General features: G+C 61.4%; 20 protein-coding genes. 13 read left to right on the forward strand and 7 right to left on the reverse strand.

Annotation, left to right across the window (positions count from 1 at the left end):
* Window positions 1-274 precede the first annotated feature (274 nt).
* The 5 genes from hisS to IC235_RS08960 all read left to right on the forward strand — a co-directional run bounded on the left by hisS (window position 275) and on the right by IC235_RS08960 (window position 7,089).
* Window positions 275-1,696, forward strand: coding sequence for a histidine--tRNA ligase (hisS, locus tag IC235_RS08940; RefSeq protein WP_191004830.1), 1,422 nt, complete (start codon window positions 275-277; stop codon window positions 1,694-1,696).
* A gap of 158 nt (window positions 1,697-1,854) precedes the next feature.
* Window positions 1,855-3,348 (forward strand): histidine ammonia-lyase, encoded by a 1,494-nt coding sequence (gene hutH, locus IC235_RS08945; protein WP_191004831.1) that lies wholly within the window; start codon window positions 1,855-1,857, stop codon window positions 3,346-3,348.
* Window positions 3,349-3,720: 372 nt separating this feature from the next.
* A complete protein-coding gene (locus tag IC235_RS08950) occupies window positions 3,721-5,442 on the forward strand; it encodes a T9SS type B sorting domain-containing protein (protein WP_191004832.1) in 1,722 nt (573 codons plus the stop codon).
* Between the two features lie 156 nt (window positions 5,443-5,598).
* The gene (locus IC235_RS08955; protein ID WP_191004833.1) at window positions 5,599-5,937 is read left to right on the forward strand and encodes a YbaB/EbfC family nucleoid-associated protein; all 339 of its coding nucleotides are present in this window, start codon (window positions 5,599-5,601) and stop codon (window positions 5,935-5,937) included.
* Between the two features lie 21 nt (window positions 5,938-5,958).
* Window positions 5,959-7,089, forward strand: coding sequence for a glycosyltransferase family 2 protein (locus IC235_RS08960; RefSeq protein WP_191004834.1), 1,131 nt, complete (start codon window positions 5,959-5,961; stop codon window positions 7,087-7,089).
* Window positions 7,090-7,536: 447 nt separating this feature from the next.
* Here IC235_RS08960 and IC235_RS08965 read toward each other — a convergent pair whose 3' ends face one another.
* Window positions 7,537-7,755, reverse strand: a complete 219-nt coding sequence (locus tag IC235_RS08965) for a PspC family transcriptional regulator (RefSeq protein ID WP_191004835.1) — start codon at window positions 7,753-7,755, stop codon at window positions 7,537-7,539.
* Between the two features lie 244 nt (window positions 7,756-7,999).
* Here IC235_RS08965 and IC235_RS08970 point away from each other — a divergent pair, with 244 nt between their 5' ends.
* The 3 genes from IC235_RS08970 (at window position 8,000) to IC235_RS08980 (ending at window position 11,683) form a co-directional block, all read left to right on the forward strand.
* Complete coding sequence (locus IC235_RS08970; RefSeq protein WP_191004836.1) at window positions 8,000-9,727, forward strand: tetratricopeptide repeat protein; 1,728 nt, start codon at window positions 8,000-8,002, stop codon at window positions 9,725-9,727.
* 72 nt (window positions 9,728-9,799) lie between these two features.
* On the forward strand, window positions 9,800-10,783 hold the full coding sequence (locus tag IC235_RS08975) for a pyruvate dehydrogenase complex E1 component subunit beta (protein WP_191004837.1): 984 nt from the start codon (window positions 9,800-9,802) through the stop codon (window positions 10,781-10,783).
* A gap of 333 nt (window positions 10,784-11,116) precedes the next feature.
* The gene (locus tag IC235_RS08980; RefSeq protein ID WP_191004838.1) at window positions 11,117-11,683 is read left to right on the forward strand and encodes a DinB family protein; all 567 of its coding nucleotides are present in this window, start codon (window positions 11,117-11,119) and stop codon (window positions 11,681-11,683) included.
* 1 nt (window position 11,684) lies between these two features.
* Here IC235_RS08980 and IC235_RS08985 read toward each other — a convergent pair whose 3' ends face one another.
* Window positions 11,685-12,113 carry an acyl-CoA thioesterase gene (locus IC235_RS08985; protein ID WP_191004839.1) on the reverse strand — a complete coding sequence of 143 codons (429 nt, stop codon included), beginning with the start codon at window positions 12,111-12,113 and terminating at the stop codon, window positions 11,685-11,687.
* Window positions 12,114-12,197: 84 nt separating this feature from the next.
* Window positions 12,198-12,932 carry a class I SAM-dependent methyltransferase gene (locus IC235_RS08990; protein WP_191004840.1) on the reverse strand — a complete coding sequence of 245 codons (735 nt, stop codon included), beginning with the start codon at window positions 12,930-12,932 and terminating at the stop codon, window positions 12,198-12,200.
* Between the two features lie 288 nt (window positions 12,933-13,220).
* Between IC235_RS08990 and IC235_RS08995 the strand changes: the two genes are divergently transcribed.
* Both IC235_RS08995 and IC235_RS09000 read left to right on the forward strand, forming a co-directional pair.
* Window positions 13,221-13,403 (forward strand): DUF2256 domain-containing protein, encoded by a 183-nt coding sequence (locus IC235_RS08995; protein WP_191004841.1) that lies wholly within the window; start codon window positions 13,221-13,223, stop codon window positions 13,401-13,403.
* A 98-nt stretch (window positions 13,404-13,501) separates the two neighbouring features.
* Complete coding sequence (locus IC235_RS09000; RefSeq protein WP_191004842.1) at window positions 13,502-13,894, forward strand: hypothetical protein; 393 nt, start codon at window positions 13,502-13,504, stop codon at window positions 13,892-13,894.
* 471 nt (window positions 13,895-14,365) lie between these two features.
* Here the strand turns inward: IC235_RS09000 and ffh are convergent, their stop codons facing one another.
* Window positions 14,366-15,730, reverse strand: coding sequence for a signal recognition particle protein (ffh, locus tag IC235_RS09005; RefSeq protein WP_191004843.1), 1,365 nt, complete (start codon window positions 15,728-15,730; stop codon window positions 14,366-14,368).
* A gap of 46 nt (window positions 15,731-15,776) precedes the next feature.
* On the reverse strand, window positions 15,777-16,421 hold the full coding sequence (locus tag IC235_RS09010) for a hypothetical protein (RefSeq protein ID WP_191004844.1): 645 nt from the start codon (window positions 16,419-16,421) through the stop codon (window positions 15,777-15,779).
* Window positions 16,422-16,454: 33 nt separating this feature from the next.
* Here IC235_RS09010 and IC235_RS09015 point away from each other — a divergent pair, with 33 nt between their 5' ends.
* Complete coding sequence (locus tag IC235_RS09015; protein ID WP_317173549.1) at window positions 16,455-17,765, forward strand: glycosyltransferase family 4 protein; 1,311 nt, start codon at window positions 16,455-16,457, stop codon at window positions 17,763-17,765.
* A 195-nt stretch (window positions 17,766-17,960) separates the two neighbouring features.
* On the opposite strand, the gene IC235_RS09020 is transcribed toward IC235_RS09015, so the two are convergent.
* Both IC235_RS09020 and IC235_RS09025 read right to left on the reverse strand, forming a co-directional pair.
* Entirely contained in the window at window positions 17,961-18,860 is a 900-nt protein-coding gene (locus IC235_RS09020) for a hypothetical protein (RefSeq protein WP_191004845.1), read from the reverse strand.
* Between the two features lie 45 nt (window positions 18,861-18,905).
* Entirely contained in the window at window positions 18,906-20,378 is a 1,473-nt protein-coding gene (locus tag IC235_RS09025; protein WP_191004846.1) for an MBOAT family O-acyltransferase, read from the reverse strand.
* A 184-nt stretch (window positions 20,379-20,562) separates the two neighbouring features.
* On the opposite strand from IC235_RS09025, the gene pseB reads away from it, so the two are divergent.
* Both pseB and pseC read left to right on the forward strand, forming a co-directional pair.
* Window positions 20,563-21,582 carry a UDP-N-acetylglucosamine 4,6-dehydratase (inverting) gene (gene pseB, locus IC235_RS09030; RefSeq protein ID WP_191004847.1) on the forward strand — a complete coding sequence of 340 codons (1,020 nt, stop codon included), beginning with the start codon at window positions 20,563-20,565 and terminating at the stop codon, window positions 21,580-21,582.
* A gap of 17 nt (window positions 21,583-21,599) precedes the next feature.
* The gene (gene pseC, locus IC235_RS09035) at window positions 21,600-22,808 is read left to right on the forward strand and encodes a UDP-4-amino-4,6-dideoxy-N-acetyl-beta-L-altrosamine transaminase (RefSeq protein WP_191004848.1); all 1,209 of its coding nucleotides are present in this window, start codon (window positions 21,600-21,602) and stop codon (window positions 22,806-22,808) included.
* Window positions 22,809-22,911: the final 103 nt, after the last annotated feature.

Genomic DNA, 22,911 nt, shown 5'->3' on the forward strand with positions numbered 1-22,911 from the left:
TCAGGTGCCCGCACTCAAGCAGGTCAGCCGTGACCAAAATCTGCCCCAGCGCATTTGGAGTAACTTTTCACTTCCTGGTGAGAAATTTGGCGCCCTGCTCACTATGGGCCATAAACACCCTATCAAGTAGAGGAGTACGAGCGGTGCGGCGTGCGCGAGGGCGAGTGCAAGAAGACTGGCCCAAAACTTAAATCACCCAACACCTGACTCCACTGCCCTCCTTTTATAAGCGGGAGGGTTTGTCGTTCGGCCGGCTCCTACCTTTGCGCCCGTTATGCAAAAACCCAGTATTCCGAAAGGTACCCGCGACTTTGGTCCCGCCCAGGTGGCGCGCCGCCAGCACATTTTCAACGTTATTCGCCGCACGTTCGAGTCGTTTGGGTTCGCGCCGCTCGAAACGCCGACACTGGAGAATCTGTCGGTGCTCACCGGCAAGTACGGCGACGAGGGCGACCAACTCCTATTTAAGGTGTTGAACTCCGGGGACTTCGCCAAGGACGTGACGGCGGCGGATTTGACGGTTGGCAGCAAGGCCCTGCTGCCCAAAGTGGCCGAGAAAGGGCTGCGCTACGACCTCACCGTACCCTTCGCCCGCTACGTGGCTATGAACCGGGGTACGCTCACCTTCCCCTTCAAGCGCTACCAGATGCAGCCGGTGTGGCGCGCCGACCGGCCCCAGCGGGGCCGCTACCGCGAGTTCTACCAGTGCGACGCCGACGTGGTGGGCACTGACTCACTGCTTTGTGAGGCCGAAATCGTGTTGATGATAGCGCAGGTCCTGAATGGGCTGAGGCTGGACAAGTTCACCATCAAAATCAACCACCGCGGGGTGCTGCGCAACATTTATGAATCGCTATATGCAGCGGACAGTTACCTAGGCGAAAAAGGACGCGAAAATGATTTATTCGTGGCCCTCGACAAACTCGATAAAATCGGGAAAGACGGTGTAACTAAGGAGTTGCTCGAGCGTGGCTTTTTTGGTAATGCCACCGACAGATTATTTGAAGCGTTAGAAGTAAGTGGTTCATTTGAAGAAAAGCTGAAACAACTGGGAGCGTTTTTTAGAAAGGAAGGTGTAGTTCCTGATGGCATGGGTGATGGCTCCGAAGATTATCGAAGCTTATTTGAATTGAATCAAGTGCGTGAGCTGCTCGCCGCCTCGGGTTTCCAGCACTTCGACCGGCTGGAGTTCGACCCAACGCTGGCCCGGGGCCTCTCCTACTACACCGGCTGCATTTTCGAGGTCAAAATCAACAACGTGCAGATGGGCAGCGTGAGCGGCGGCGGGCGCTACGACAACCTCACGGGCTCGTTTGGGCTGCCGGGCGTGTCGGGCGTGGGCTTCTCGTTTGGCGTCGACCGGCTGTACGACTGCCTGGAGGCCCTGGACTTGTTTACGGTTACGGCCGAAACCCCCACCCGCTGCCTCATTACGCACTTCGACCAGGCCAGCGGCCGGGCCGCCCTGCCGCTGCTGGCGGAGCTGCGGGCAGCCGGCATTCCGAGCGAGTTATACCCCGACGCGAGCAAGCTGCAAAAGCAGTTTAAGTACGCCGACGCCAAGGGCATTCCGCTGGTGGTCATCATGGGCCCCGAGGAAGTAGCGGCCCGCGTCGTGAAAATCAAAATTATGGCCTCGGGCACGGAGCGGGTGCTACCAATAGGTGAAGTAGTAAAGGCGCTAACCGTGGAATAGCCTACGAAGAGGCTTTCTCCTTAGCGCTAGGGCGGGGCGTTTTACGCGGCGGCAATGGCGGTGGTAAACCCGCGCAGCCGCCCCCGCCCGGGCCCCTGGCTCGAACACCTCCTCCCCCACCGAGGAGCATATTCTGTACTCGTTTCTCCTTACCCCGGATGCCCACCCACATCATTTCGCCCGACCAGCCCCTCACCCTGGCGGACCTGGCCACCGTGCTGGCCGAGGGCCGGCCCGTGGTGCTCGGCGACGACGCCAAGGCCCGCCTGGGCGCCTGCTACGACTACCTGCACCAGCGCCTAGCCCACGACAACTCGCCGATTTATGGCATCAACACCGGTTTTGGCTCGCTCTATAACGTGAGCATAGCCCCCGAGGCCCGGACCCAGCTGCAAGTCAACCTAATGATGTCGCACGCCTGCGGCACCGGGGCCGAGGTGCCGGGCAACCTCGTGCGCCTCATGCTGCTGCTCAAGGCCCAAAGCCTGAGTTACGGCCACAGTGGCGTGCAGGTGGCCACGGCCCAACGCCTGCTCGACATGTACAACCGCGAGATGCTGCCCGTGGTATACGAGCAGGGCTCCCTGGGGGCGAGCGGTGACCTGGCCCCCTTGGCTCACCTGTGCCTGCCGCTGCTGGGCCTGGGGGAAGTACGCTACCAGGGCTACCGCCTGAGCGCCGCCGATGCCATGAGCCTGTTCAGCTGGTCTCCCCTGGCACTGCAAGCCAAAGAAGGGCTGGCCTTGCTCAACGGCACCCAGTTTATGCTGGCCTACGCCGTGGATGGGGTGCTGCGCGCCCAGCGCCTGGCCGCGGCGGCCGACGTGATTGGCGCCCTCTCCACCGAAGCCTTCGGGGGCGGGACCGACCCGTTTAGCGAGGGGCTACACCGCATCCGGCCCCACGCCGGGCAGGTGCTGGTAGCCCGCCGCCTGCGCGAGCTGCTGGCCGGCTCGGAGCTGCAGACTTACCCCCGCCTGGCCGTGCAGGACCCCTACTCCTTCCGCTGCCAGCCCCAGGTGCACGGCGCCAGCCGCGACGCCCTAGCCTACGTGGCCCAGGTGGTCGAAACCGAGTGCAACTCCGTAACCGACAACCCCAACATCTTTCCCGACGACGATCAGATTCTCAGCGGCGGCAACTTCCACGGCCAACCCCTGGCCCTGGCCCTCGACCACCTCGCCCTGGCCGTGGCGGAGCTGGGGAGCATTTCGGAGCGCCGGACCTTCCAGCTCATTTCCGGCCAGCGGGGCCTGCCCACCTACCTGGTGGTGGAGCCTGGCCTGAACTCGGGCCTGATGATTCCGCAGTACACGGCCGCCAGCATCGTGAGCCAGAACAAGCAGCTGTGCACCCCCGCTTCGGCGGACAGCATCGTGAGCAGCAACGGCCAGGAAGACCACGTGAGCATGGGGGCCAATGCCGCCACCAAGGCCCGGCGCGTGGTCGAGAACGTGGAGCAGGTATTGGGCATCGAGCTGCTGACGGCCGTGCAAGCCCTGGCCTTCCGCCGCCCCGGCCGGACTTCGGCCGCCCTGGAGCAGGTGGTGGAAGCCTTCCGAGCAGAAGTGCCGTTCGTGGGTCCGGACCGGCTGCTGTACCCCGACCTGCACCGGGCGGCGGCCTTTGTCCGTAAATTTGACTGGCCCTAAGACTGAGGGCCGCGCAATAAAAAACAATCCAGCCTGGTTTGGTTTAAAAGTCCTGCCTGAATTTTGCGGCCGGTGGAGCCTTGCTGCCCGGCACTACGAGTGCTGCTTATGAAGTTGGTGAATTGCTGTTTATTGTTACTACTTACGCTTGGCGCGGGGAGGGTCCGGGCACAAGAGTGCCCCCCCACGCTGCCGATGCCCAGCTGCACGTTTCAGGCCATCGACCCTATGGGCCGGGAGGTTAATTCTCTATGCGTAGGCCAGACTGTGAGGTTCAGGCCCTGCCCCGACCGCGGTATTCGGTTAACACTGGTATATTACGGCTTACTGCTCAAGAATAGCACCGGGTCTGATAAGTGCGTACGGGACAGCTTGTCTAGGCTGCTTAGTTGGTCGTACACTCCCGCGCCCGGCGTGGATACGGTGACCGTGTGGGAATTGGTCAACGAGGCGGGTAGGCGCACGTACTACATCCGCAAATTTCGAGTCTACGACACTCCGGCACCAGCTTTCACCCTGGTACCTTGCGTCGGTAATTTGGTTCAGGTGACGGTGACGGACGCGACCTATGACAGCTATGAGGTGCAAGTAGGCACCGGAGCCTTCCAACGCATTGACCGGAACCTACCCACCACGCTGTCCGGGCCCGCCGGAAGCCCCGTCACGGTGCTGGGTAGCTACTCGACCAATGGGGCTTGCAAGGGTAGCAATCGCCTGACCATTCCCACGCTGGCCCCGCCTCAAACGCCCTTGTTCACCAGCCTTGCCTTGGCGGCGCCACTGCCGGGCAGTCCGGCCACGCTGGAGGTGGGCCAACTACCACCTGGCTACCGCTACACCCTGCAGGCCGCGGAAGCTAACGCCCCGGGGGGCTACCGGGACGTAGCTAACGTGCCCGCCGGCACTTCCTCATTCAGCCTCCCATCAACCCAGAAAGGCTGTTACCGACTGCTCCGCAGCGACTTTTGTGAGAACAGCAAGGAGTTTTCATCTTCTATCTGCACGCTCAGCCTCACAGGGAGCTCGGCGGGCGGGCGCAACCAGCTGCAGCTCGACGACGCGGGTGTCGGAGCGACTTACAGCGTCACCCGCGACAACGTCACGCTCCCCAATGCCAGCCTCATCCCCATTTCCGGCGGGCTGGAAGACCCTAACGTGGAATGCGGCACTACCTACACCTACCGGGTGACGGCTACCCAGACGGGCGGGGGCACCGCCATTTCCAATCCGGTTTCCATTACCACGCGGTCGACCATCCCCCCGCCCCGGCCGCTGCTGGTGGCGAGCTTTAACCTGCGGAACGTCTTGGAGCTCACGGCCCTAACTTCCTCCGGGGTCCCCTTGCCCAAAGGCGGTACTCTACGCTACCGCCGGGCGGCGGGCGGGCAGCCGCCGGTCGACTTTGGCACCGTGGCCAGCACGAGGGTTCGGCGCGATTCGGCAGACCTGGCCGGGCTCCTGGCTCAGCCTCCTTGCTACACCATGGTGCTGACCGACTTGTGCGGCAACGCCGCGCCCGAAAGCTCAGCGGCTTGCCCGGCCCTGCTCACGGCCCGCGCCGCCGACGCCGAGGGCACCACCGTCGCCCTCAGCTGGACGCCCTTTACTGGCCCCGCACCCAACGCCACCACCTATACCTTGCAGCGCCTGGCCCGCGATGGCAGCGTGCTCAGCACCGTACCGATAGGCAGCGGCACTACCTACACCGACTTCACCCCGCCTGCCGACCAGCAGCGACTGCGCTACCGCCTACTTATTCAGGGGGCCGGGCTGCCGGCCGGTAGGGTTAGCTACTCCAACCTGGCCACCGTTACGCGGCGCATTACGCTCGCCATCCCCACGGCCTTCACGCCCAATGGCGACGGGCTCAACGACTTGCTCGAAGTGAAAGGCCGCTACCTGCGCAACTACCTCTTTGTGGTTGTCGATCGCAATGGCCAGGAAGTATTTCGCAGCACCCAGCGCGACCAAGTATGGGACGGCACCATCAGAGGGCAGCCGCCGGTGCTGGGGGCGTACGCCTGGCGGTTTCAGCAAGAGAGCGAAGAGGGACCTCCCTTTACGGCTACCGGCTCGGTCACGATTTTAAAGTAGAGCAGCGACGACTACGGGCCGGCTATTTTGAGCCTGAACTCGTACGCTACCCCTAGCGGTCCGGGTTTTCGGCAGCTTCCCGCTGAAGCTGGGCGCACTTTCCGGCCGTTTAGTTGTTCCTTGCTCACTATTAACCGAAACCCGATAACTAAACTTATGGCATTCGACCTCACCGGCATGATGGGCAAAGTAAAAGAGCTGCAGGACAAGATGCAGCAGGCCCAGCAAGAACTCGAACACCTCACCGCGACCGGGGAAGCCGGCGGTGGCCTCGTGCGCGCCACGGCCAACGGCCACCGTAAAATCCTCAAGCTCAGCATCGACGAGAGCCTGCTCACGCCGCAGGACCGCGACATGCTGGCCGACCTCGTGGTCGCCGCCGTAAACAAGGCCCTCGACGAAGCCGCCGAGCTGGCCCGTCAGGAGCTGCAACGCAAAACCAGCGGCCTGATGCCCAACGTGCCCGGCCTCGACCTGACCGGCTTTGGAGCCTAGTTTAACGAAGCGCGAAGAAGAATGAAATTGAAGTATGAGGAAGCAGCGGCCGGGCACGGGAAGGACCAACCAGATGATGACCATTCCGCCGGGCTCACTTCTACCGCCTCATTAAGCCCACGCCCGGGCGCCTGCGCCGACGTCGCCATTGTTATCCTGAACTGGAATGGCGCCGGCTTCCTGCGCCGCTTCCTGCCCGGCGTGCTCACCCACGCCGACGGCGCTCGCGTGGTGGTAGCCGACAATGCCTCGACTGATGACTCGGTGGAACTGCTGGCCCGCGACTTTCCCGCGGTGGAGCTGCTGCTACTCGACCGCAACTTTGGTTTCTGCGAAGGCTACAACCAGGCCCTGGCCCAAGTCGACAGCGACTTTTTCGTGCTGCTCAACTCCGATGTGGAAGTGAACCTGGGCTGGCTGCGCCCCCTGCGCAGGTTGCTGGAAGTCAACCCGCTCATCGCGGCGGTTCAGCCCAAGCTGCTGGCCCACGCCGACCCCACCTACTTTGAATACGCGGGCGCGGGTGGCGGCTACCTCGACCGGCTGGCTTACCCCTTCTGCCGCGGTCGCCTCTTCGACACCCTCGAGAAAGACCGCGGCCAGTACGACGACCCCCGCCCCGTGGCCTGGGCCAGCGGCGCCTGCCTGCTGGTACGCCGCAGCGCCTGGCAAGCCCTCGGCGGCCTGGAGCCGGCCTTCTTCGCCCACATGGAAGAGATCGACTTCTGCTGGCGCCTCTGGAACGCCGGGCACGAAGTGTGGTACCACGGCGGCAGCGCCGTGCAGCACGTGGGCGGCGGCACCCTGCCCAAAACCAACCCGCGCAAAACCTACCTTAATTTTCGCAACGGGCTCGCCTTGCTCTACAAAAACGCGGCGCCCGGCGAGCTGCTGCCCGCCCTGCTGCAACGGTTGCTGCTCGATGGCGTAGCCGGCCTGCGGTTCCTGGCCAGCGGCCAGTTGGCCAACTGCTGGGCCGTTGTGCGCGCTCACTTCAGCTTTTATGGGCAGTTAGGCTACTGGCGCAAACGGCGCCGCCTGGCTCAGCCACATTTGCGGGTTGCCGAGCGCCCCGGAGTATACAATGGCAGCTTGGTGTGGGCCTACTTCGGGCGCAGCAAGCGAAAGTTCAGCGAATTAGGTTTGAAGTAGCAGGACCAGGCCGCCCGCGGTCGTGAGCAGGCAGCAGCGAGAAGAACTGACTTCCCGGTTAAAACTACTTTGATTTCAAAAATCAAAAAGGAAAGCTCGGTCTCTGTCCAAGGCACCTAGAGAAAGGTTAGTCCTATAGGTAAGAAGGCAGTGCCAGCGCGCATTGAGGCTGTGTTACCGCTGGTTTCGCATCTGCGAGGCGGGCCTGGCAAGAGACCAGGTGCTGCCAACGGGGCATTACCGACGTGCAGCAGCGCCGGCTAGCCGCTATCTGCGGGCTTCGCCCAAGGCCGGAAGGCCTGGGCGGGGCGTCATAAACGCCAAGCCAAGTGGCAGTACGGCAAGACTTGCGCCTCCGCCACCTATACCTTGCTTAAGAACTGGGTTTTAGCTTATCTAACTTGATAATTCAGCCCGAAAAGATGGCTGGGCTTGGTAGGACAAGCCTTACAAATCCCACACGGTGCTGCGCTGCTGGCGCATGGCCCGGCGCACGTTCAGCCAAAAAGCCCCGGCGAAATAGAGCACGATGGGCGAGCCAAACGTGAAAAACGACGCGTACACGAATGAGAGGCGCACGCTGCGCGTACTAAAGCCCCACTTCTGAGCCAGGACCGAACACAAACCAAAAGACTGCGTTTCGAGGTAGTCAGTGAAGCGTTTCATGGATGGGTAGCGGCGAGGAAAATACAGATTGTCTGGGCTAAGATAAGGCACTGAACGGGCTAGGCCAAGCGTAACAACGTAATTTTGCCCGCACGGTTCCGGCTACTTCCGGGGCTTCTACGTTTGAGGACTTGGTTTTTGTTTTCCTGCGCCGCGCTTCTTGATGGTAAATTTTTTGCGCCCTACGGCCCCTGGGCTCCTGGCAGCCACCCTGTTATTATCGGCTTGCTCCTTACCGCGGGTCTTGAAAGAGGCCGAAGCCGGGCGCACGGTGGTAGCGCGTCCCGCCCTGCTCACCGCCTCGGGTGAGACCGTGCCTTTTGAGGTAATGACCCGCGTGCCGGCTCGGCACCTGCGCAAGGGTGTAGCCTACGAGCTGCTGCTGCGCTACCGCTACGAGCACGGCCTGCGTGAGGACACTCTGGGCCGCATTACCTTCACAGTTGGCAACTACGTGTACGATGAGGAAAACAAAGGGCAGCTCCTGGCCACCCAGAAGTTCACCTTGCCCAACACGCCCAACCGCAACCCCGGCGAGTTACTAGCCCACGCCCAGGTGCGGGAGCTCAAAGCCAATGGGCGCGTGCTCCGGGCGGCCGACGACGTCCGCGTGGCCCGCGGCATCGGCGACCCCACCCGCCTCGTCACCCGCGAAGACACGGTGCTGAGCCTGTTGCCCGAGCACGCCAGCAATTCGATGAGTGGCACCCGGGTGTTGCCCTTCTTTTTCGATGAAGGCCAGTGGTTTGTGCGCGGCTACCTCGGCACCAACGTGGCCGCCCTGGAAGACCTCATCGATGCCAACCAGCAAACCACCCAGGTGCTCATCATCGCCGGACACTCGCCCGACTCAGTTGATGCCCATAACCGCGCCCTGGCCAGCAAGCGCGTGCGCATGCTGCTGTATTACTACAAGGAACGGGTGAAGATGTTCTCCTATCTCAATAAGGTTCAGAACATTAAATTCGACACCCTGGCGTACACCCGGCGCTGGGACACCTTTCTGAGCAAGGTCATGACCTCGGCCCTGAAATCGGAGCAGATGGATTCCGTAGTAAGCATCATCAACGACGCCCAGGGTACGTTCGAAGACAAGGAGAAGGCCCTGCACCAGCTTTCGTACTTCGACTACATTCAACAGTACATCTACCCGGTGCTGCGTTTCGGCACCGTGGCCGTAACGTATACCGCACCCAAGCGCTACGACTCCGAAGTATACCTGCTCTCGAAAAAAATCCTGGACAAGCAGGCCGAGACCGAAGCGCTCACGCCCGAGGAGCTGCGCTACTCGGCCACGCTTACGCCGCTGCTGGCCGAGAAGCAGCGCATCTACGAAATGGCGGCGGCGAACACCAACAGCTGGGAAGCCTTTCACAACCTGGGGGTAATTCTGCTGCAGCGCGCCGAGAAGGAGTTGACCGAAAAAATGCGTAATACCTACCGCCGCCGGGCGGCCGTCAACTTTACCATGGCGGCCCATCGTAACCCCACGGCGGAGTCCTTCTACTACGCCGCCATTGCCTACCACCGGGCCGGCGACCGTCCCGAAGCCCTGCAGAACTACGACTACGCCATCAAGCTGGGCGGCCAACGAACGCTGCTGCGCAAGATTTTCTCGGACCGGGCCGCCCTGGAGATTGAGCTAGGGCAGCCCGACCAAGCCCTGCGCAGCCTGCAATATGCTGGTCCCTCCTACCAAAATGCCCTGAACCGGGGGTTAGTACTGCTGGGCCGTGAGGGGTATGACCTGGCGTTGCAGCAGTACCTCCTGGCCCATCACTTACGCCCCCAGGCGGCAGCTCCGCTCTACGGCATGGCGGTAGTGGCCGCACGCCGAAAAAACGAGCCCGCCATGGGTAAGCTGCTGAAGCAGGCCGTGGCGCTCGACCGCAGCTACGCCCAGCGGGCCGTCGAAGACCTGGAATTTCTGGATTATTCCCAGAGTAAGGTATTTCAGGAAGCGCTACGCTAATCATTGCCCATCCGCCCGGCTCATCGTAGCTTTGCCAGCCGGCTCAAAACCGCTGTTTACCTAAAGAAAATCATGCGTCAGATTCAATTTCGTGAGGCCTTGCGCGAGGCCATGTCCGAGGAAATGCGCCGCGACCCGCGGGTGTTCCTCATGGGCGAAGAAGTAGCCGAATACAACGGGGCCTACAAAGTGAGCCAAGGCATGCTCGACGAATTCGGCCCGGAGCGGGTGATTGACACCCCTATTGCCGAGCTGGGTTTTGCCGGCATCGGCGTCGGGGCCGCCGCCAACGGGCTGATTCCGGTCATTGAATTCATGACCTTTAACTTCTCGCTCGTGGCCATCGACCAAGTTATCAACTCGGCCGCGAAGCTGTATTCCATGTCGGGCGGCCAGTACTCCTGCCCCATCGTGTTCCGGGGCCCCACCGGCAACGCCGGCATGCTCTCGTCGCAGCACTCGCAGAACTTCGAAAACTGGTACGCCAACACTCCCGGCCTCAAAGTGGTGGTTCCCAGCAACCCCTACGACGCCAAAGGCCTGCTGAAAGCAGCAATCCGCGACCCCGACCCGGTGATTTTTATGGAGTCGGAGCTGATGTACGGCGACAAGGGCGACGTGCCCGAGGAAGAATATCTGCTCGAGATCGGCAAGGCCAATGTGGTGCGCCCCGGCCAGCACGTGACCCTGGTGAGCTTCGGCAAGATGATGAAGATTGCCTACGCCGCCGCCGATGAGTTGGTTAAGGAAGGCATCGAAGCCGAAGTAATCGACCTGCGCTCGGTGCGCCCGATTGATTACGACACCCTGGTTAACTCGGTGAAGAAAACCAATCGCCTGGTCGTGATAGAAGAAGCCTGGCCCCTGGCCAGCATCTCGGGCGAGCTGGCCTACATCGTGCAACGACGGGCCTTCGACTACCTCGACGCGCCCGTTATCCGCATCACCTGCGCCGACGTCCCCCTGCCCTACGCGCCCACCCTTATCGAAGCCTCGCTGCCCAACGTAGCCCGCGTCGTAAAAGCCGTGAAAGAAGTGACGTACGCCAAGGCATAAGCGTCTGACCTGTAACGTAAAGAAAGCCTCGTGAGCTGGTGCTGACGAGGCTTTCTTATATTCTGGCGAAAGGCGCACTATCCCAACGCTGCACTGAGCGGGTGCAGTTACCGGGCCGTGCGGCAGCGGACTAGCCACCCCAAACAACAAACCCGGCCCGCCCCAAGCCCCGGCGAATATTGCCAGTCCGTAAAATGGCAGCGCAGCCGGCTGTTGGCGTGGCACCCCACGGGGGCTCGGCTTCATCCGAGCCCCCGTGGGGTGCAGTCGGATTGTTGCCGTACCTTTTGGGCCCCGCTGCCCTTCGAGCCACTTTTTCGCCATCCCACCGCAATGAATCACCGCCTCCACCTCAAGTTTGAGCAACTGGAACGGGCCACCGAACGCTTGCTGACCACCGCCGAAGCCCTGGGGCCAGCCAGCGGCACGGCGCCCGCACCCGGCGAGTGGTCAGCCGCTCAAGTAGTACACCACCTGCTGTTTATCGAAGGCAACATTATTCAGTACGTGCAGAAGAAGCTCTTGGCCGACGAGTACCTGCCCAAAGTGGGGCTCTTCACCCGCCTGCGGGCCCGGACGGTGCGCTTCCTGCTGCGCCTGCCCGGCCTTAGGTTTAAGGCTCCGCGCGGGGTGGCCACCCTCACCGAGGCCGGCAATCTGCCATCCCTGCCCGAGCTGCGCCATACGTGGGAAGCCTCGCGCCGCCAGCTCGAGCGGCTGCTCAATGAGTTTCCGAGCCAGCTGCTGAACCGGGCGGTTTTTCCTCATCCCCGTTCAGGTAGAATAACCATTTACCAAGTGATGGAATTTCTGTTGGACCACCTCTTGCACCATCAGCAGCAACTGGACCGCATCACGAGGGCGCTGCGGCCAGTGGCGCCCTCGTTGACCGAGAATTAAATCAGCAGGGTTGAGCCTCGTAGACCGCCATGGTTTTGAAGGCCGCGGTGAGGTCGGCGGGCGGCACGGCCAGCTTGCGGCGGTCGAGGTCGAGCCAGGCTCCTTCGACCGTAACCGTGGCCGCTGCCCGGCCATCGGCCTTGTAAATCGTGTGCAGGATGGTCCACCGCGAGCCATCGTCGCGGACGGACACCAACTGGGTATCGACCCGAATCTCTTCGCCGATGTGCACCTCTTTTATAAACTTGGTTTCTTCGCGAAACAAAATGGGGCCCAGCCGCAGCTTCGCCAGCCGGGCGGCATCGTAGCCCCACTGGGTTAGCAGAACGATGCGTTGGTCGGCGGCATAGTCGGCGTAAGCCGAGTGACGCATGTGGCCGTTAGGGTCCATATCGGCCCAACGGGTACGGTAGACGAGGGAGTTAGACATAGCTACGTAGAAAAGGGAATGTAGTGGAAAGAGAAACTGGTGGTACGGGGTAGGACTTGGGAATTACGCTCGGGCAGCCCTACCTCAATGATTCGTGGGAGTAAGCCGGACCAGGTACTGGCCTTGCTCGTCTTCGTCGAGGAAATCGGCAGCGTAGCCGGCAGCTTCGGCGGCATCCTGCAGCAAGGCTGCCTCCACGAACAACCACGGGAAGGGAGAGCCCGTGCGGCCGGCGTAGCTTAGGGAATACTCCACTTCGCCATAGTATGGACCGTTGAGATTGAGCAGCAAGGCCCCCTCCTCGTCTTCGTAGAGATACCGCACGTCGGAGGACGTGGCCAGTATCTGGCCCCCCGGGGCCAGCAGCGTGCGGGCATGCGCCAAAAAGGTAGCCAGGCCCTCCAGCGTGCCAGTAAGACCGATACCGTTCATGAGCAGCAAAATCGTGTCGTAGGGCAGCTCATTGGCCGGTAGTGGGGCGAACAAATCATGGCGCGCCACGGTGCGGACGCCCCGCTCGGCCATTACTTGCACCGCCCCGGCCGAAACGTCGACGGCTTTCACCTCAAATCCACGGCTTTGCAGCTCCAGGCTGTGGCAGCCGGCCCCGGCGCCCAGGTCGAGCACGCGGCCCCGGCTTTCGTCGAGGGCCAGGCGCTCCAAGGCGGGCATGAGCAAGAGCGTACGAAAGAAGTACGCGGCGGGCAGCGGCTCGTCGTCGGCTACGTTGCAGTGCACCAGGAGGCTGGCCGTGGCGTTGCCATGGTGATAATCCAGGAGGGCCTGGCCTAGAATATCGGGAGCGGTGGTAGTCGTCAAAGGTGGAAAGCGGGTGATGGATGACGCAGGCAACGGGTACCCGGTGGGCCTAGCGGTTTTCGGCGGGTCGTTCTACGCGTTAAGCAGAGCCGAGAGCAGCTAGCCCGGACAACATTATCGGGATGGTTGTACGTACTTGAGTTCCTGCGGCTCGCGAGCGGCCGCCTGGGCCGGCTGAGTTGAATGGGTTTGCTGGTTGGGGTCTACTGGTTTCGGAGCCGAAAATTACCCAAAACTTCGCGGTGGGAACCAGGGTTTGGGTACTGACTGCTTGCCTCACCCGCTACTATGCCCCTCCCAAAACTCCGTAAAGGCCAGTTGCCCAGCAAAATCTGCCTTACTTGCGGCCGGCCGTTTGAGTACCGTAAAAAATGGCGAGCCAACTGGAACGAGGTGAAATACTGCGGCGAGCGATGCCAGCGCAACCGCGCCCCGGATGGAGCGGCCCGGCCCCCGGGCCGAAAGCCCTAACTTCCTGGCGCGTATCCTTTCCCTGGGAAAACCCGTTTTCAAAGCCGTTCCTTATCCCGAAGCGTCCCGCGTCCTTTTCGTACTCACCTCCTACTTGCATGGCCTCTAACCTCGATTACCTCGACCCCGCATTACTTCCGCTGGAAGAAAAAGTAAAGGCCTACCTGGAAGCAGAGAAGGCCTTGCACCGGGCAACCGAGGCCTTGCACAACGAACCGCTGCGGGAGCGGGAACGAGCGCAGTCAGGTGCTCAATTTGAGCAACGCCCCCCCGCGGGCAGCTTCAACCAGGAGGAAGACGAGCTGATCCAAACTGCCGCTAACCTCCGCGCCAACCTGGCCCACTTAGAGCAGGAGATTATCGCCCTGCTCCCCACCCGCGACGAATGGGTGAAAGTTAACCTGGGCTACGGCCCCAGCCGCGTGGGGGCCTGGCACGTACCCGCCCTCAACGGCGCGCCCGAGCGCTACGAGCTACGGGTAGTACACTAGCCGGCCTGAGCAGTGCCAGGGAAAAAGCCTCGGTTGGGAATCTCGGCACAAGGTAGTACACTAGCCGGCCTGAGCAGTGCCCCGGATTCTGGGTAAATTAACCCATTTGCATGAAAGGCAAGCGCGAAATGAACCCGGACTTTGCGCGCCGCTACATGCCATCTTACACACCCCCGCAGAGGTAGTTCTTCACTCTGCATAGATACTACACCGTATTACCTACGGGCTGAGGCAATAAATAACCCACAGGCTTCTACTTCCATCATACTGATTGTAAGGCAATAAAAAAAGGACGTCCCAAGGGGGCGTCCTTTTCCATACCAAAACACCTTAAAAAACTATTCTTTCACGAATAGATTAACAAGAACTGAACCAAAAAATTCCAGTTTCCTGCTTTTTTCAAGATATTTGATAATATTTTTTACTGGCGCTGGTAGCCCACCCCTGGCTCGTCTCCGGGGCGGATCTTTCTTAGCGCATCATGCCGCCGGGGCCGCCTTTCATGCCGCCCATCATTTTAGCCATTTGAGCCATGCCGCCCTTGGTCTGGCTCATTTTATTCATGGTGCGCATCATCTTGCGCATGTCATCAAATTGCTTCATCAGCGCGTTCACTTGCTGAATGTCAGTGCCAGAGCCTTTGGCGAGGCGGCGTTTGCGCGAGCCATTTAGAATGTCGGGGTTGGCCCGCTCCTGCTTGGTCATGCTCCTGATGATGGCCTCGACCGGCTTGAAGGCGTTGTCGTCGATCTCCACGTCCTTCATGGCCTTGCTCATGCCCGGAATCATGCCCATCAGGTCCTTGATGTTGCCCATCTTCTTGATTTGCTCCAGCTGAGAGAGAAAGTCGTCGAAGTTGAACTGGTTTTTGCGGATTTTGGCGTTGATGCGCTTGGCTTCTTCCTCGTCAAACTGCTGCTGGGCCCGCTCAACCAGCGAGATTACGTCGCCCATTCCCAGAATACGCTGGGCCATGCGGTCGGGGTAGAACAGGTCCAGGGCATCCATCTTCTCGCCGGTCGAGATGAACTTGATGGGTTTTTCGACCACGGCCCGGATGCTGAGGGCCGCCCCCCCGCGCGAATCACCATCGAGCTTGGTGAGCACCACCCCGTCGAAGTTCAGGCGCTCGTTGAAGGTTTTGGCGGTGTTCACCGCGTCTTGGCCAGTCATGGAGTCCACCACGAACAGCGTTTCCGAGGGGTTAATGGCCAGCTTCACGGCCTCAATCTCGCGCATCATCTGCTCGTCGACGGCCAGGCGGCCGGCGGTGTCGATGATGACCACCTTCTTGTTGTTCTTCTTGGCGTAATCGATGGCGTTGCGCGAGATTTCGACCGGGTTCTTGTTCTCGACTTCGGCGTACACTTCCACCCCGATCTGCTCGCCCAGCACCTTAAGCTGGTCGATGGCCGCGGGGCGATACACGTCGCAGGCCACCAGCAGCACGGTGCGGTTTTGCCGCTTGATGTAGCTGGCCAGCTTGCCCGCAAACGTGGTTTTGCCCGAACCCTGCAGGCCTGAGAGCAGCACCACGGCGGGGTCACCCTTGATGGTGATGTCCTTCTTTTCGCCGCCCATGAGCTGGGTCAGCTCGTCGTACACAATTTTGACCATGAGCTGGCCCGGCGACACGGCCGTGAGCACGTCCCGGCCCATGGCCGCATCCTTAATTTTGTCGGTTACCTCTTTGGCGACCTTGTAGTTAACGTCGGCATCGACCAGGGCCCGGCGGATTTCCTTGATGGTGGCCGCGACGTTGATTTCGGAAATACTGCCCTGCCCTTTGAGGGTTTTAATAGCCCGGTCGAGCTTGGTGGAGAGATTATCAAACACGGTGTTGATGTGCTAATGAGATGAATGTGTTATAGTGCGATGCCAGCTACGAGGCACTGCGGAGCTGGGCTTCAACAGCTTTGAGGCGCGCGTCGAGCTCGGCGTTGGTAGGTTGCAGGGAGGTTTCGACCCGACTTAGGCGCAGGCCGGCGGCGTGCGTGGTTTCGGTCAATTGGCCGGTGTGCTCGAAAATGTTGCCGAGGCGGCGGTTGGTTTCCTGGCTTTGCTCTTTGACTTCGCGCATGTCTGTTTTCAGCTCCGTGACTTCGTCAGTCAGGTGGTCCACTCGCTCCGTGAGGTAATCTACTCGACCCGTCAGATGGTCTACCCGGTCGGTGAGGTGGTCTACTCGACCCGTTAGGTTGTCTACCCGGTCAGTGAGGTGGTCCACTCGACCTGTTAGGTTGTCTACTCGATCAGTTAGATGGTCTACCCGGTCGGTGAGATGGTCCACTCTGGCGGCGACGTTGTCGATTCGTTCCCCGAGCTTGTCCTCCAAACGTAGGAAGCCGTTGACCATCACCTCGGTCAACTGTTCGAAGCGGCGGTTAGTTTCCACGCGCAACTCGGCATTTTCCTTGATTTGCTGGCCCATGAGGGACAGCAGCTCGTTGATTTGGTCGTTGTTCATGAGGCGTAGCGCAAGAGCGGGGCAGTGCAAAGTTACGGCAACGGCGAGCGTGTCGTTCACGTAGCTTTGCGGTTGTTTTTCTTATTCCCTTCCGTGCCCTCCCCCCGCCCGCTGCGTCTGCTCGTCATTACCTACTACTGGCCACCGTCGGGCGGAGCCGGCGTGCAACGCTGCCTGAAATTCGTGAAGCACCTCGGCCACTTTGGCGTCGAGCCCACCGTGATTACCGTGGATCCGGCGCAGGCCACCTACCCCGTACTAGATGAGAGCCTACTGGCCGAGGTACCGGCGGGCCTGCGCATCGTTCGAACGCCCACCACCGAGCCCTTTGAGTCCTACAAAAAGCTGACCGGCCGGGCCGCTCCCCACGGCGGCTTCGCCAACGAAGGCAAGCCTGGGCTGCTGCAAAAAGCCCTGCGCTTCGTGCGCGGCAACTTCTTCATTCCCGACCCGCGCCGGGGCTGGAACCACCACGCCCTGGCGGCGGTACAGCAGCTATTGGCCGCCGGCGAGACGTTCGATGCCGTACTCACCTCCTCGCCTCCCCATTCCACCCAGCTCATCGGCCTGGCCCTCCAGAAGCGCCACGGGCTCCGCTGGTTGGCCGACCTGCGCGACCCCTGGACAGACATCTACTACTATAAAGGGCTGCACCACACGCCCCTGGCTGCCTGGCTCGACGCTGAATATGAGCGCCGCGTGCTCACCCACGCCGATGCCGTGCTGGTGACCTCACCCGAAACCAAGCGCCTGTTTCTGGCTAAGCTGCCGGATTTGCCGTCCTCAAAATTCCACGTGCTGCCTAACGGATACGACGAGTCGGATTTTCGGCAGCCCTCGCAGCCCCCAACCGACTGCCTGCGCATCACGCACACCGGCACCATCACGGAGCTGTACCACATCGGCCGCTTGCTCGAGGCGGTGGCACACTGCGCCGCCCTGCACCCCGACGTACCGCTACGGTTACGCTTCGTAGGCCAGGTATCGGCCGGGCTGCGCGAACAAATTGAACGGGCAGGGCTACTACCCGCCACGGAATTCATCGATTTCGTGCCGCACGATGAGTCGGTTAACTACCTGCTGAGCGCCTCAGCACTGCTGATGGCCATTCCCGACGTGCCCCGCAACTTCGGCATCTTACCGGGCAAAATATTCGAGTATCTGGCTGCCAACAAGCCCATTCTGTGCATTGGCCCCAGCGGCTCCGATGCCGATAACCTTTTGCAGGAGTGCGCCGCGGGCCATGCGCTGCCCTACGAAGATTCTGCCCTGATGCGGGAGGCGGTGGAGAGCTTGATTAGGCAGTGGCGCCTCAACCCCAACCTGGACTTGCCCGCGGTGAGCCACAAACGGTACTCCCGCGCAGCCCTGACGCAGCGGCTCGCGGCACTGGTGCGCGCCTGAACCAAGTGGCAGGGTGGCGGAGTGGTGCCACGAACCGTAGGTCAGCGTAGCTAATGGCCCGCAGGGCTTCGTGGTACCACTGCTCGTTGAACAACCCTGGCGAGCATCGTTCTGGGAGTAGTGGTACCACGAACCGCTCCGCGGAATTCGTGGCACCACCCCACTACCCCGTGTCGTCCACCAGATTTCGATTACCTACAACCGCTGTAAATCCGCAGCCAGCTGTTGGCTGAAGGCCCGACTGGCGGCCCGCTCAAGGTGGTTGCCATCGGTGGTGGCATAGGGCTGGGTGCTGTAATCGAGATAAGGCACGGCCAGCGTAGCGGCGGTTTCCCGCATGAGTAGATTGAAGTCCGGCTGGTAGGCTTGCTCTAGCTGGAACAGCGGCGCGCCCATCGGCAGGCGAACCAGATACACCCGGCCGTGCCGACGAAGAAACCGGATGGTTTGACGTAAGGCCGCCAGGCGCCCCGCCGAAAGGTGGTGGGTGGCAGCCAGGCGACGGTAGTCCTGCACTTTGCGGGCAGTACGGGCCCGCACCTGAGCGCTATCGGTGCCGATGTTGACTTCGAGCCAGCCGTCGGGGTGCAGGCGCTCGGCGGCCGTGGCATAGTCGAGCAGCAGGCGGTAGAGCGGCTTGGTTTGGTAACGAATGAGATAGTCCAGGTTGGGCTTCTGGCTGACTTGCTGGAGCTGGCCAATAAACGAATTGGTTTCGGGAAAGTGGCCTTCGGGGCCGGCGAGCGAGAGCGACCACGGGTCGACGGCCACGATAAACAGGCCGTTGGTAACGTCGGGCCGGAGCTTCCGCTGAATGCTGCGCAGGTAAGCCGGGCCGTAGGGTGAATGCGTGAGGGTGAAGGCGTAATTCAACAGCGGCCCCGCCCAGGTCTGGCCCAGCTGCGCCGTGAGCACCGCCGGCTGAATGCCCTGGGCCGCCCGCGAAGTGCCCAGTATCAAGCTGCCCGCGGGTGGGCTGATAAACCGGCCGTAGAAGGCATCGACCCGGCCTTTTAGCACGACCGGGCCCAGCGCCAGGGCACCGACCAATACCGCACTGGCCAGTAGCAACAGGCGCCCAAGCAAACGAGACACGGCGGACTTATCCAATTAGCGACGAGGAATGGATAGTGAACAACATCAAAATTGAAAGTAGATAAAGCTGGTGCTGTTGAAAATGCCCAGGTACAGAATCAGCAGCGTGAGGCCCACGTAGCCCGACCACCGCACGGCGAACGGCTGGGCCGCTACCCACGCCTGCGGGCTGCGGTGGCGCCCCAGGTATTCGACAAGCAGCATGGTGAAGACGCTGAAGGCCGCCAGCGCCAGCTCCGGACGATAGTGCTGGGAAAAGTCCAGCAGCAGAATGCCCAGTTGCCGGCCCGTCAGGGAGCTCCAGCCGCTGAGCAGGTGCTCGGTGATGAAAACCGCGTCGCTGAGGGTGTTGGCGCGGAAGAATATCCAGGCGTAAGCCACCAGGATGAAGGTAACCATCATTCCCAGCCCCCGCCGCAACCGGGGGTGCGCCGCCAGGCCGATTAGCTGCGCCAGCCGTTCGCGCCCGGGCCGGGCCCAGGTGCTGATAACCAAGTACAAGCCATGCAGGCCGCCCCAGGCCAGAAAGGTCCAGTTAGCCCCGTGCCAGAGACCGCTGATGAGAAACACGGCCAGCAGGTTGCCGTAAGCCCGCGCCGGGCCGACGCGGCTGCCACCCAGCGGAATGTACAAGTAGTCGCGAAACCAGCTCGACAGCGAGATGTGCCAGCGCCGCCAGAATTCAGGCACCGAGGCCGACAAGTAAGGCTGCCGGAAGTTGAGGTTGAAATCGAAGCCCAGCACCCGGGCTGCCCCCCGGGCCAGGTCGGTATACCCTGAGAAGTCACCGTAAATCTGAAAGGTGAAGGCCAGCGCGGCCAACACCAGCAGCGGCCCTTCCGGGTGCTGCCGTGGGTTGTTGAACACCGGGTTGGCGAGCAGCGCCAGGCGGTCGGCCACCACGACTTTCTTGAACAAGCCCCAGGCCATCAGGCGCAGACCACTCACCACGCGGGCATAATCCAGCTCGTGGGTGCGCCGGAACTGCGGCAGCATGTGCCCGCCGCGCTCGATGGGCCCGGCTACGAGCTGCGGAAAAAACGCTACGAACAACGCAAACCGCCCAAAATTTCGCTCGGCTTCCAGACGGCCCTGGTACACGTCGATGATGTAGCCCACCGACTGAAACGTGTAGAACGACACCCCCACCGGCAGCAGCAGCCCAAACGCCGGCAGGGCTGCCGCCGGCAGGTGCAGGCCGCTGGCCAACTGCCCGGCCGCCGCACGAAAGAAGTTAAAGTACTTGAAGATAAACAGGGTACCCAAGTTGCTGGCCAGACTGAGGTAGAGGTAGGGCCGACGCGCGCGCTTACTGGGCAGCTGGCTCATGCGGTAGCCGCTGTAGTAGTCGAGCAGCGTAGTAGCGAGCAGCAGCAGAGCGTAGGCCGCCCGCCAGCTCATGTAGAAATAGTAGCTGGCCAGCAAGAGCAACAGCTCTCGCCACCGGGGCGGCAGGCCAAAATACAGCCCGACTACTGCTGGGAAAAAGACTAAGAAGTGCAGGGAATTGAATAGCATTCGCAACGCGGCAGAAGCTCCGCCGGCCAAAGGTCGGGAATGTAGCGTGGACTCTGCGAGTCCGCGCGTGGGCATTCTGGGACGCTCGGGAACGTTTGGGTCTGGTCCGGGCGCGGACTCGCAGAGTCCACGCTACATTCCTGCGAACTACTTTTGTGGTCCTGTTTCGGCCTAGCTTTAGTTCATGCCTCTCGACCTCAACCATAAATCCATCCTTGTTACGGGGGGCACCGGCTCATTCGGCAAGCAATTCGTGCGTACGGTATTTAGTAAGTTTCCGCACGTGCGGCGCCTCGTGGTGTTCTCGCGCGACGAGCTGAAGCAGTACGAGATGAGCCAGGAATTTAGCCTGGCCAAGTTCCCGGCCATTCGCTATTTCATTGGCGACGTGCGCGATGGCCAGCGCTTGCACCGCGCCTGCGAAGGCATCGACATCGTGATTCACGCCGCCGCCCTCAAGCAGGTGCCCGCGGCCGAGTACAACCCGATGGAATGCATCAAAACCAATATCTTCGGCGCCGAAAACGTCATTAATGCCGCCCTCGACTGCGGGGTCAAGGAAGTGGTGGCCCTGAGCACCGACAAAGCCGCCGCGCCCATTAATCTTTACGGGGCTACCAAGCTGTGCTCGGATAAGCTGTTCGTGGCGGCTAACAACATGAAGGGTGCCCGCGACCTGCGCTTTTCGGTGGTGCGCTACGGTAACGTAATCGGCTCGCGCGGCTCGGTGGTGCCGTTCTTTTTGCAGCAGCGCCACACGGGCGTGCTCCCCATCACCCACCCCGACATGACGCGCTTCAACATTTCGCTCGAAGAAGGCGTCGACCTAGTGCTCTACGCGCTGGAAAACGCCTGGGGCGGGGAGATTTTCGTACCCAAGATTCCTTCCTATAAAATTACCGAGGTAGCCCGCGCCATTGGCCCGGAGTGCGAGCAGAGAATTGTCGGCATTCGCCCGGGCGAGAAGCTGCACGAGGCCATGATTACCGAAACCGACGCCTTGAGCACCATCGAGCTGGACCGCTACTACGTTATCCTGCCCTCGCTGCCAACCTGGAGTGTGGATAAATTCGTGGAGAGATTTAACGGCCGGCGGGTACCGTTGGGCTTCCAATACGATTCGGCTAATAACAACGACTGGCTGAGTATCGAGCAGATCCGGGAGGAAATCCGGGTGCACGTAGATGCTAGCTTCGCGGTCTGATATTACCCGCTCGCCCCATGTCTGAACCGACCTCGACCTTCCGCCCCACCCGCGCCCTGCCCTACGGGCGCCAGCACATCACCGCGGCTGATGTAGCGGCCGTAACGGACGCTTTACAACACGACTTTCTGACCCAGGGGCCCACCGTGGCCGAGTTCGAGCGGCAGTTTGCGGCGTACGTGGGGGCTAGCTATGCCGTGGCCGTCAGCAATGGTACCGCGGCCCTGCACCTGTGCGCATTGGCGCTGCGGGTGCAGCCCGGCCAGCGCGTTATCACTTCGCCCCTCACCTTCGCGGCTTCGGCTAACTGCGTGCGCTACTGCGGCGGGGAGGTGCATTTTGCCGATATCGACCCAGCCACGGGATTATTGGACCTGGCATTGGTGCGCCGCCTGCTGGAAGCGCACCCTAAGGGCTACTTCACGGGCCTGATCCCGGTAGATTTCGCCGGGCTGGCCGTCAACCTGGAAGCGGCCCGCCAGTTGGCCGATGAGTTTGGGCTGTGGATAATCGAAGACTCCTGCCACGCGCCGGGCGGCTTTTTCGTTGATTCGCGGGGCCAGGAGCAGCGCTGCGGCAATGGCCGCTTTGCCGACCTCGCCATCTTCAGCTTCCACCCCGTGAAGCACATTGCCACTGGCGAGGGCGGCATGATTACCACCAACAGTGAGGAGCTGTTTCACCGCCTGCTGCGCCTGCGCACCCACGGCATCACCCGCGAGCCGGCCGACCTGGTGCGCGAGCCCGACGGCGGCTGGTACATGGAAATGCAGGAGCTCGGCTATAACTACCGCCTGCCCGACCTCAACTGCGCCCTTGGCCTGAGCCAGCTCGCCCGCGCCGACGCGGGGCTGGCCCGCCGCCGCCAGCTCGCCGCGCGCTACGATGCCGCCTTCGGCCCGGTGGCCGGGGTGCGCGTGCTGGCCCCGGCCCACCCCGGCCACGCTTACCACCTCTACATTATTCAGGTGGCCGACCGCAAAGGGCTTTACGACTTCCTCAAAACCCGACAGATTTTCACCCAGGTACACTACATCCCGGTGCACCGCATGCCCTACTACGAAGGCTTGGGCTGGCGGGCCGGGGACTTCCCACGGGTGGAAGAATACTACGCGCACTGCCTCAGCATCCCGCTTTTTCCGACCCTCACTGACGAGGAGCAGGACTACGTGGTGGCGTGCATTGTTGAATTTTTACAGACGGGCAGAGAAATTAAAATCATATAGCAGAGTGTCCTGATAATCTGGCATCCACACCACTGAAGCAGGATGTTCACGCATATTAAAATTGCTTAGAAATATCTTTTGCCTCTGCACAGCCTAGTCATCT

The sequence above is a fragment of the Hymenobacter montanus genome (assembly GCF_014699115.1).
Taxonomy (GTDB): Bacteria; Bacteroidota; Bacteroidia; order Cytophagales; family Hymenobacteraceae; genus Hymenobacter; species Hymenobacter montanus.

Coding starts and splice junctions, on each gene's coding strand:
- hisS (WP_191004830.1), top strand. CDS start 275: ATGCAAAAACCCAGTATTCCGAAAGGTACCCGCGACTTTGGTCCCGCC.
- hutH (WP_191004831.1), top strand. CDS start 1,855: ATGCCCACCCACATCATTTCGCCCGACCAGCCCCTCACCCTGGCGGAC.
- IC235_RS08955 (WP_191004833.1), top strand. CDS start 5,599: ATGGCATTCGACCTCACCGGCATGATGGGCAAAGTAAAAGAGCTGCAG.
- IC235_RS08960 (WP_191004834.1), top strand. CDS start 5,959: ATGAAATTGAAGTATGAGGAAGCAGCGGCCGGGCACGGGAAGGACCAA.
- IC235_RS08965 (WP_191004835.1), bottom strand. CDS start 7,755: ATGAAACGCTTCACTGACTACCTCGAAACGCAGTCTTTTGGTTTGTGT.
- IC235_RS08975 (WP_191004837.1), top strand. CDS start 9,800: ATGCGTCAGATTCAATTTCGTGAGGCCTTGCGCGAGGCCATGTCCGAG.
- IC235_RS08980 (WP_191004838.1), top strand. CDS start 11,117: ATGAATCACCGCCTCCACCTCAAGTTTGAGCAACTGGAACGGGCCACC.
- IC235_RS08985 (WP_191004839.1), bottom strand. CDS start 12,113: ATGTCTAACTCCCTCGTCTACCGTACCCGTTGGGCCGATATGGACCCT.
- IC235_RS08995 (WP_191004841.1), top strand. CDS start 13,221: ATGCCCCTCCCAAAACTCCGTAAAGGCCAGTTGCCCAGCAAAATCTGC.
- IC235_RS09000 (WP_191004842.1), top strand. CDS start 13,502: ATGGCCTCTAACCTCGATTACCTCGACCCCGCATTACTTCCGCTGGAA.
- IC235_RS09025 (WP_191004846.1), bottom strand. CDS start 20,378: ATGCTATTCAATTCCCTGCACTTCTTAGTCTTTTTCCCAGCAGTAGTC.
- pseB (WP_191004847.1), top strand. CDS start 20,563: ATGCCTCTCGACCTCAACCATAAATCCATCCTTGTTACGGGGGGCACC.
- pseC (WP_191004848.1), top strand. CDS start 21,600: ATGTCTGAACCGACCTCGACCTTCCGCCCCACCCGCGCCCTGCCCTAC.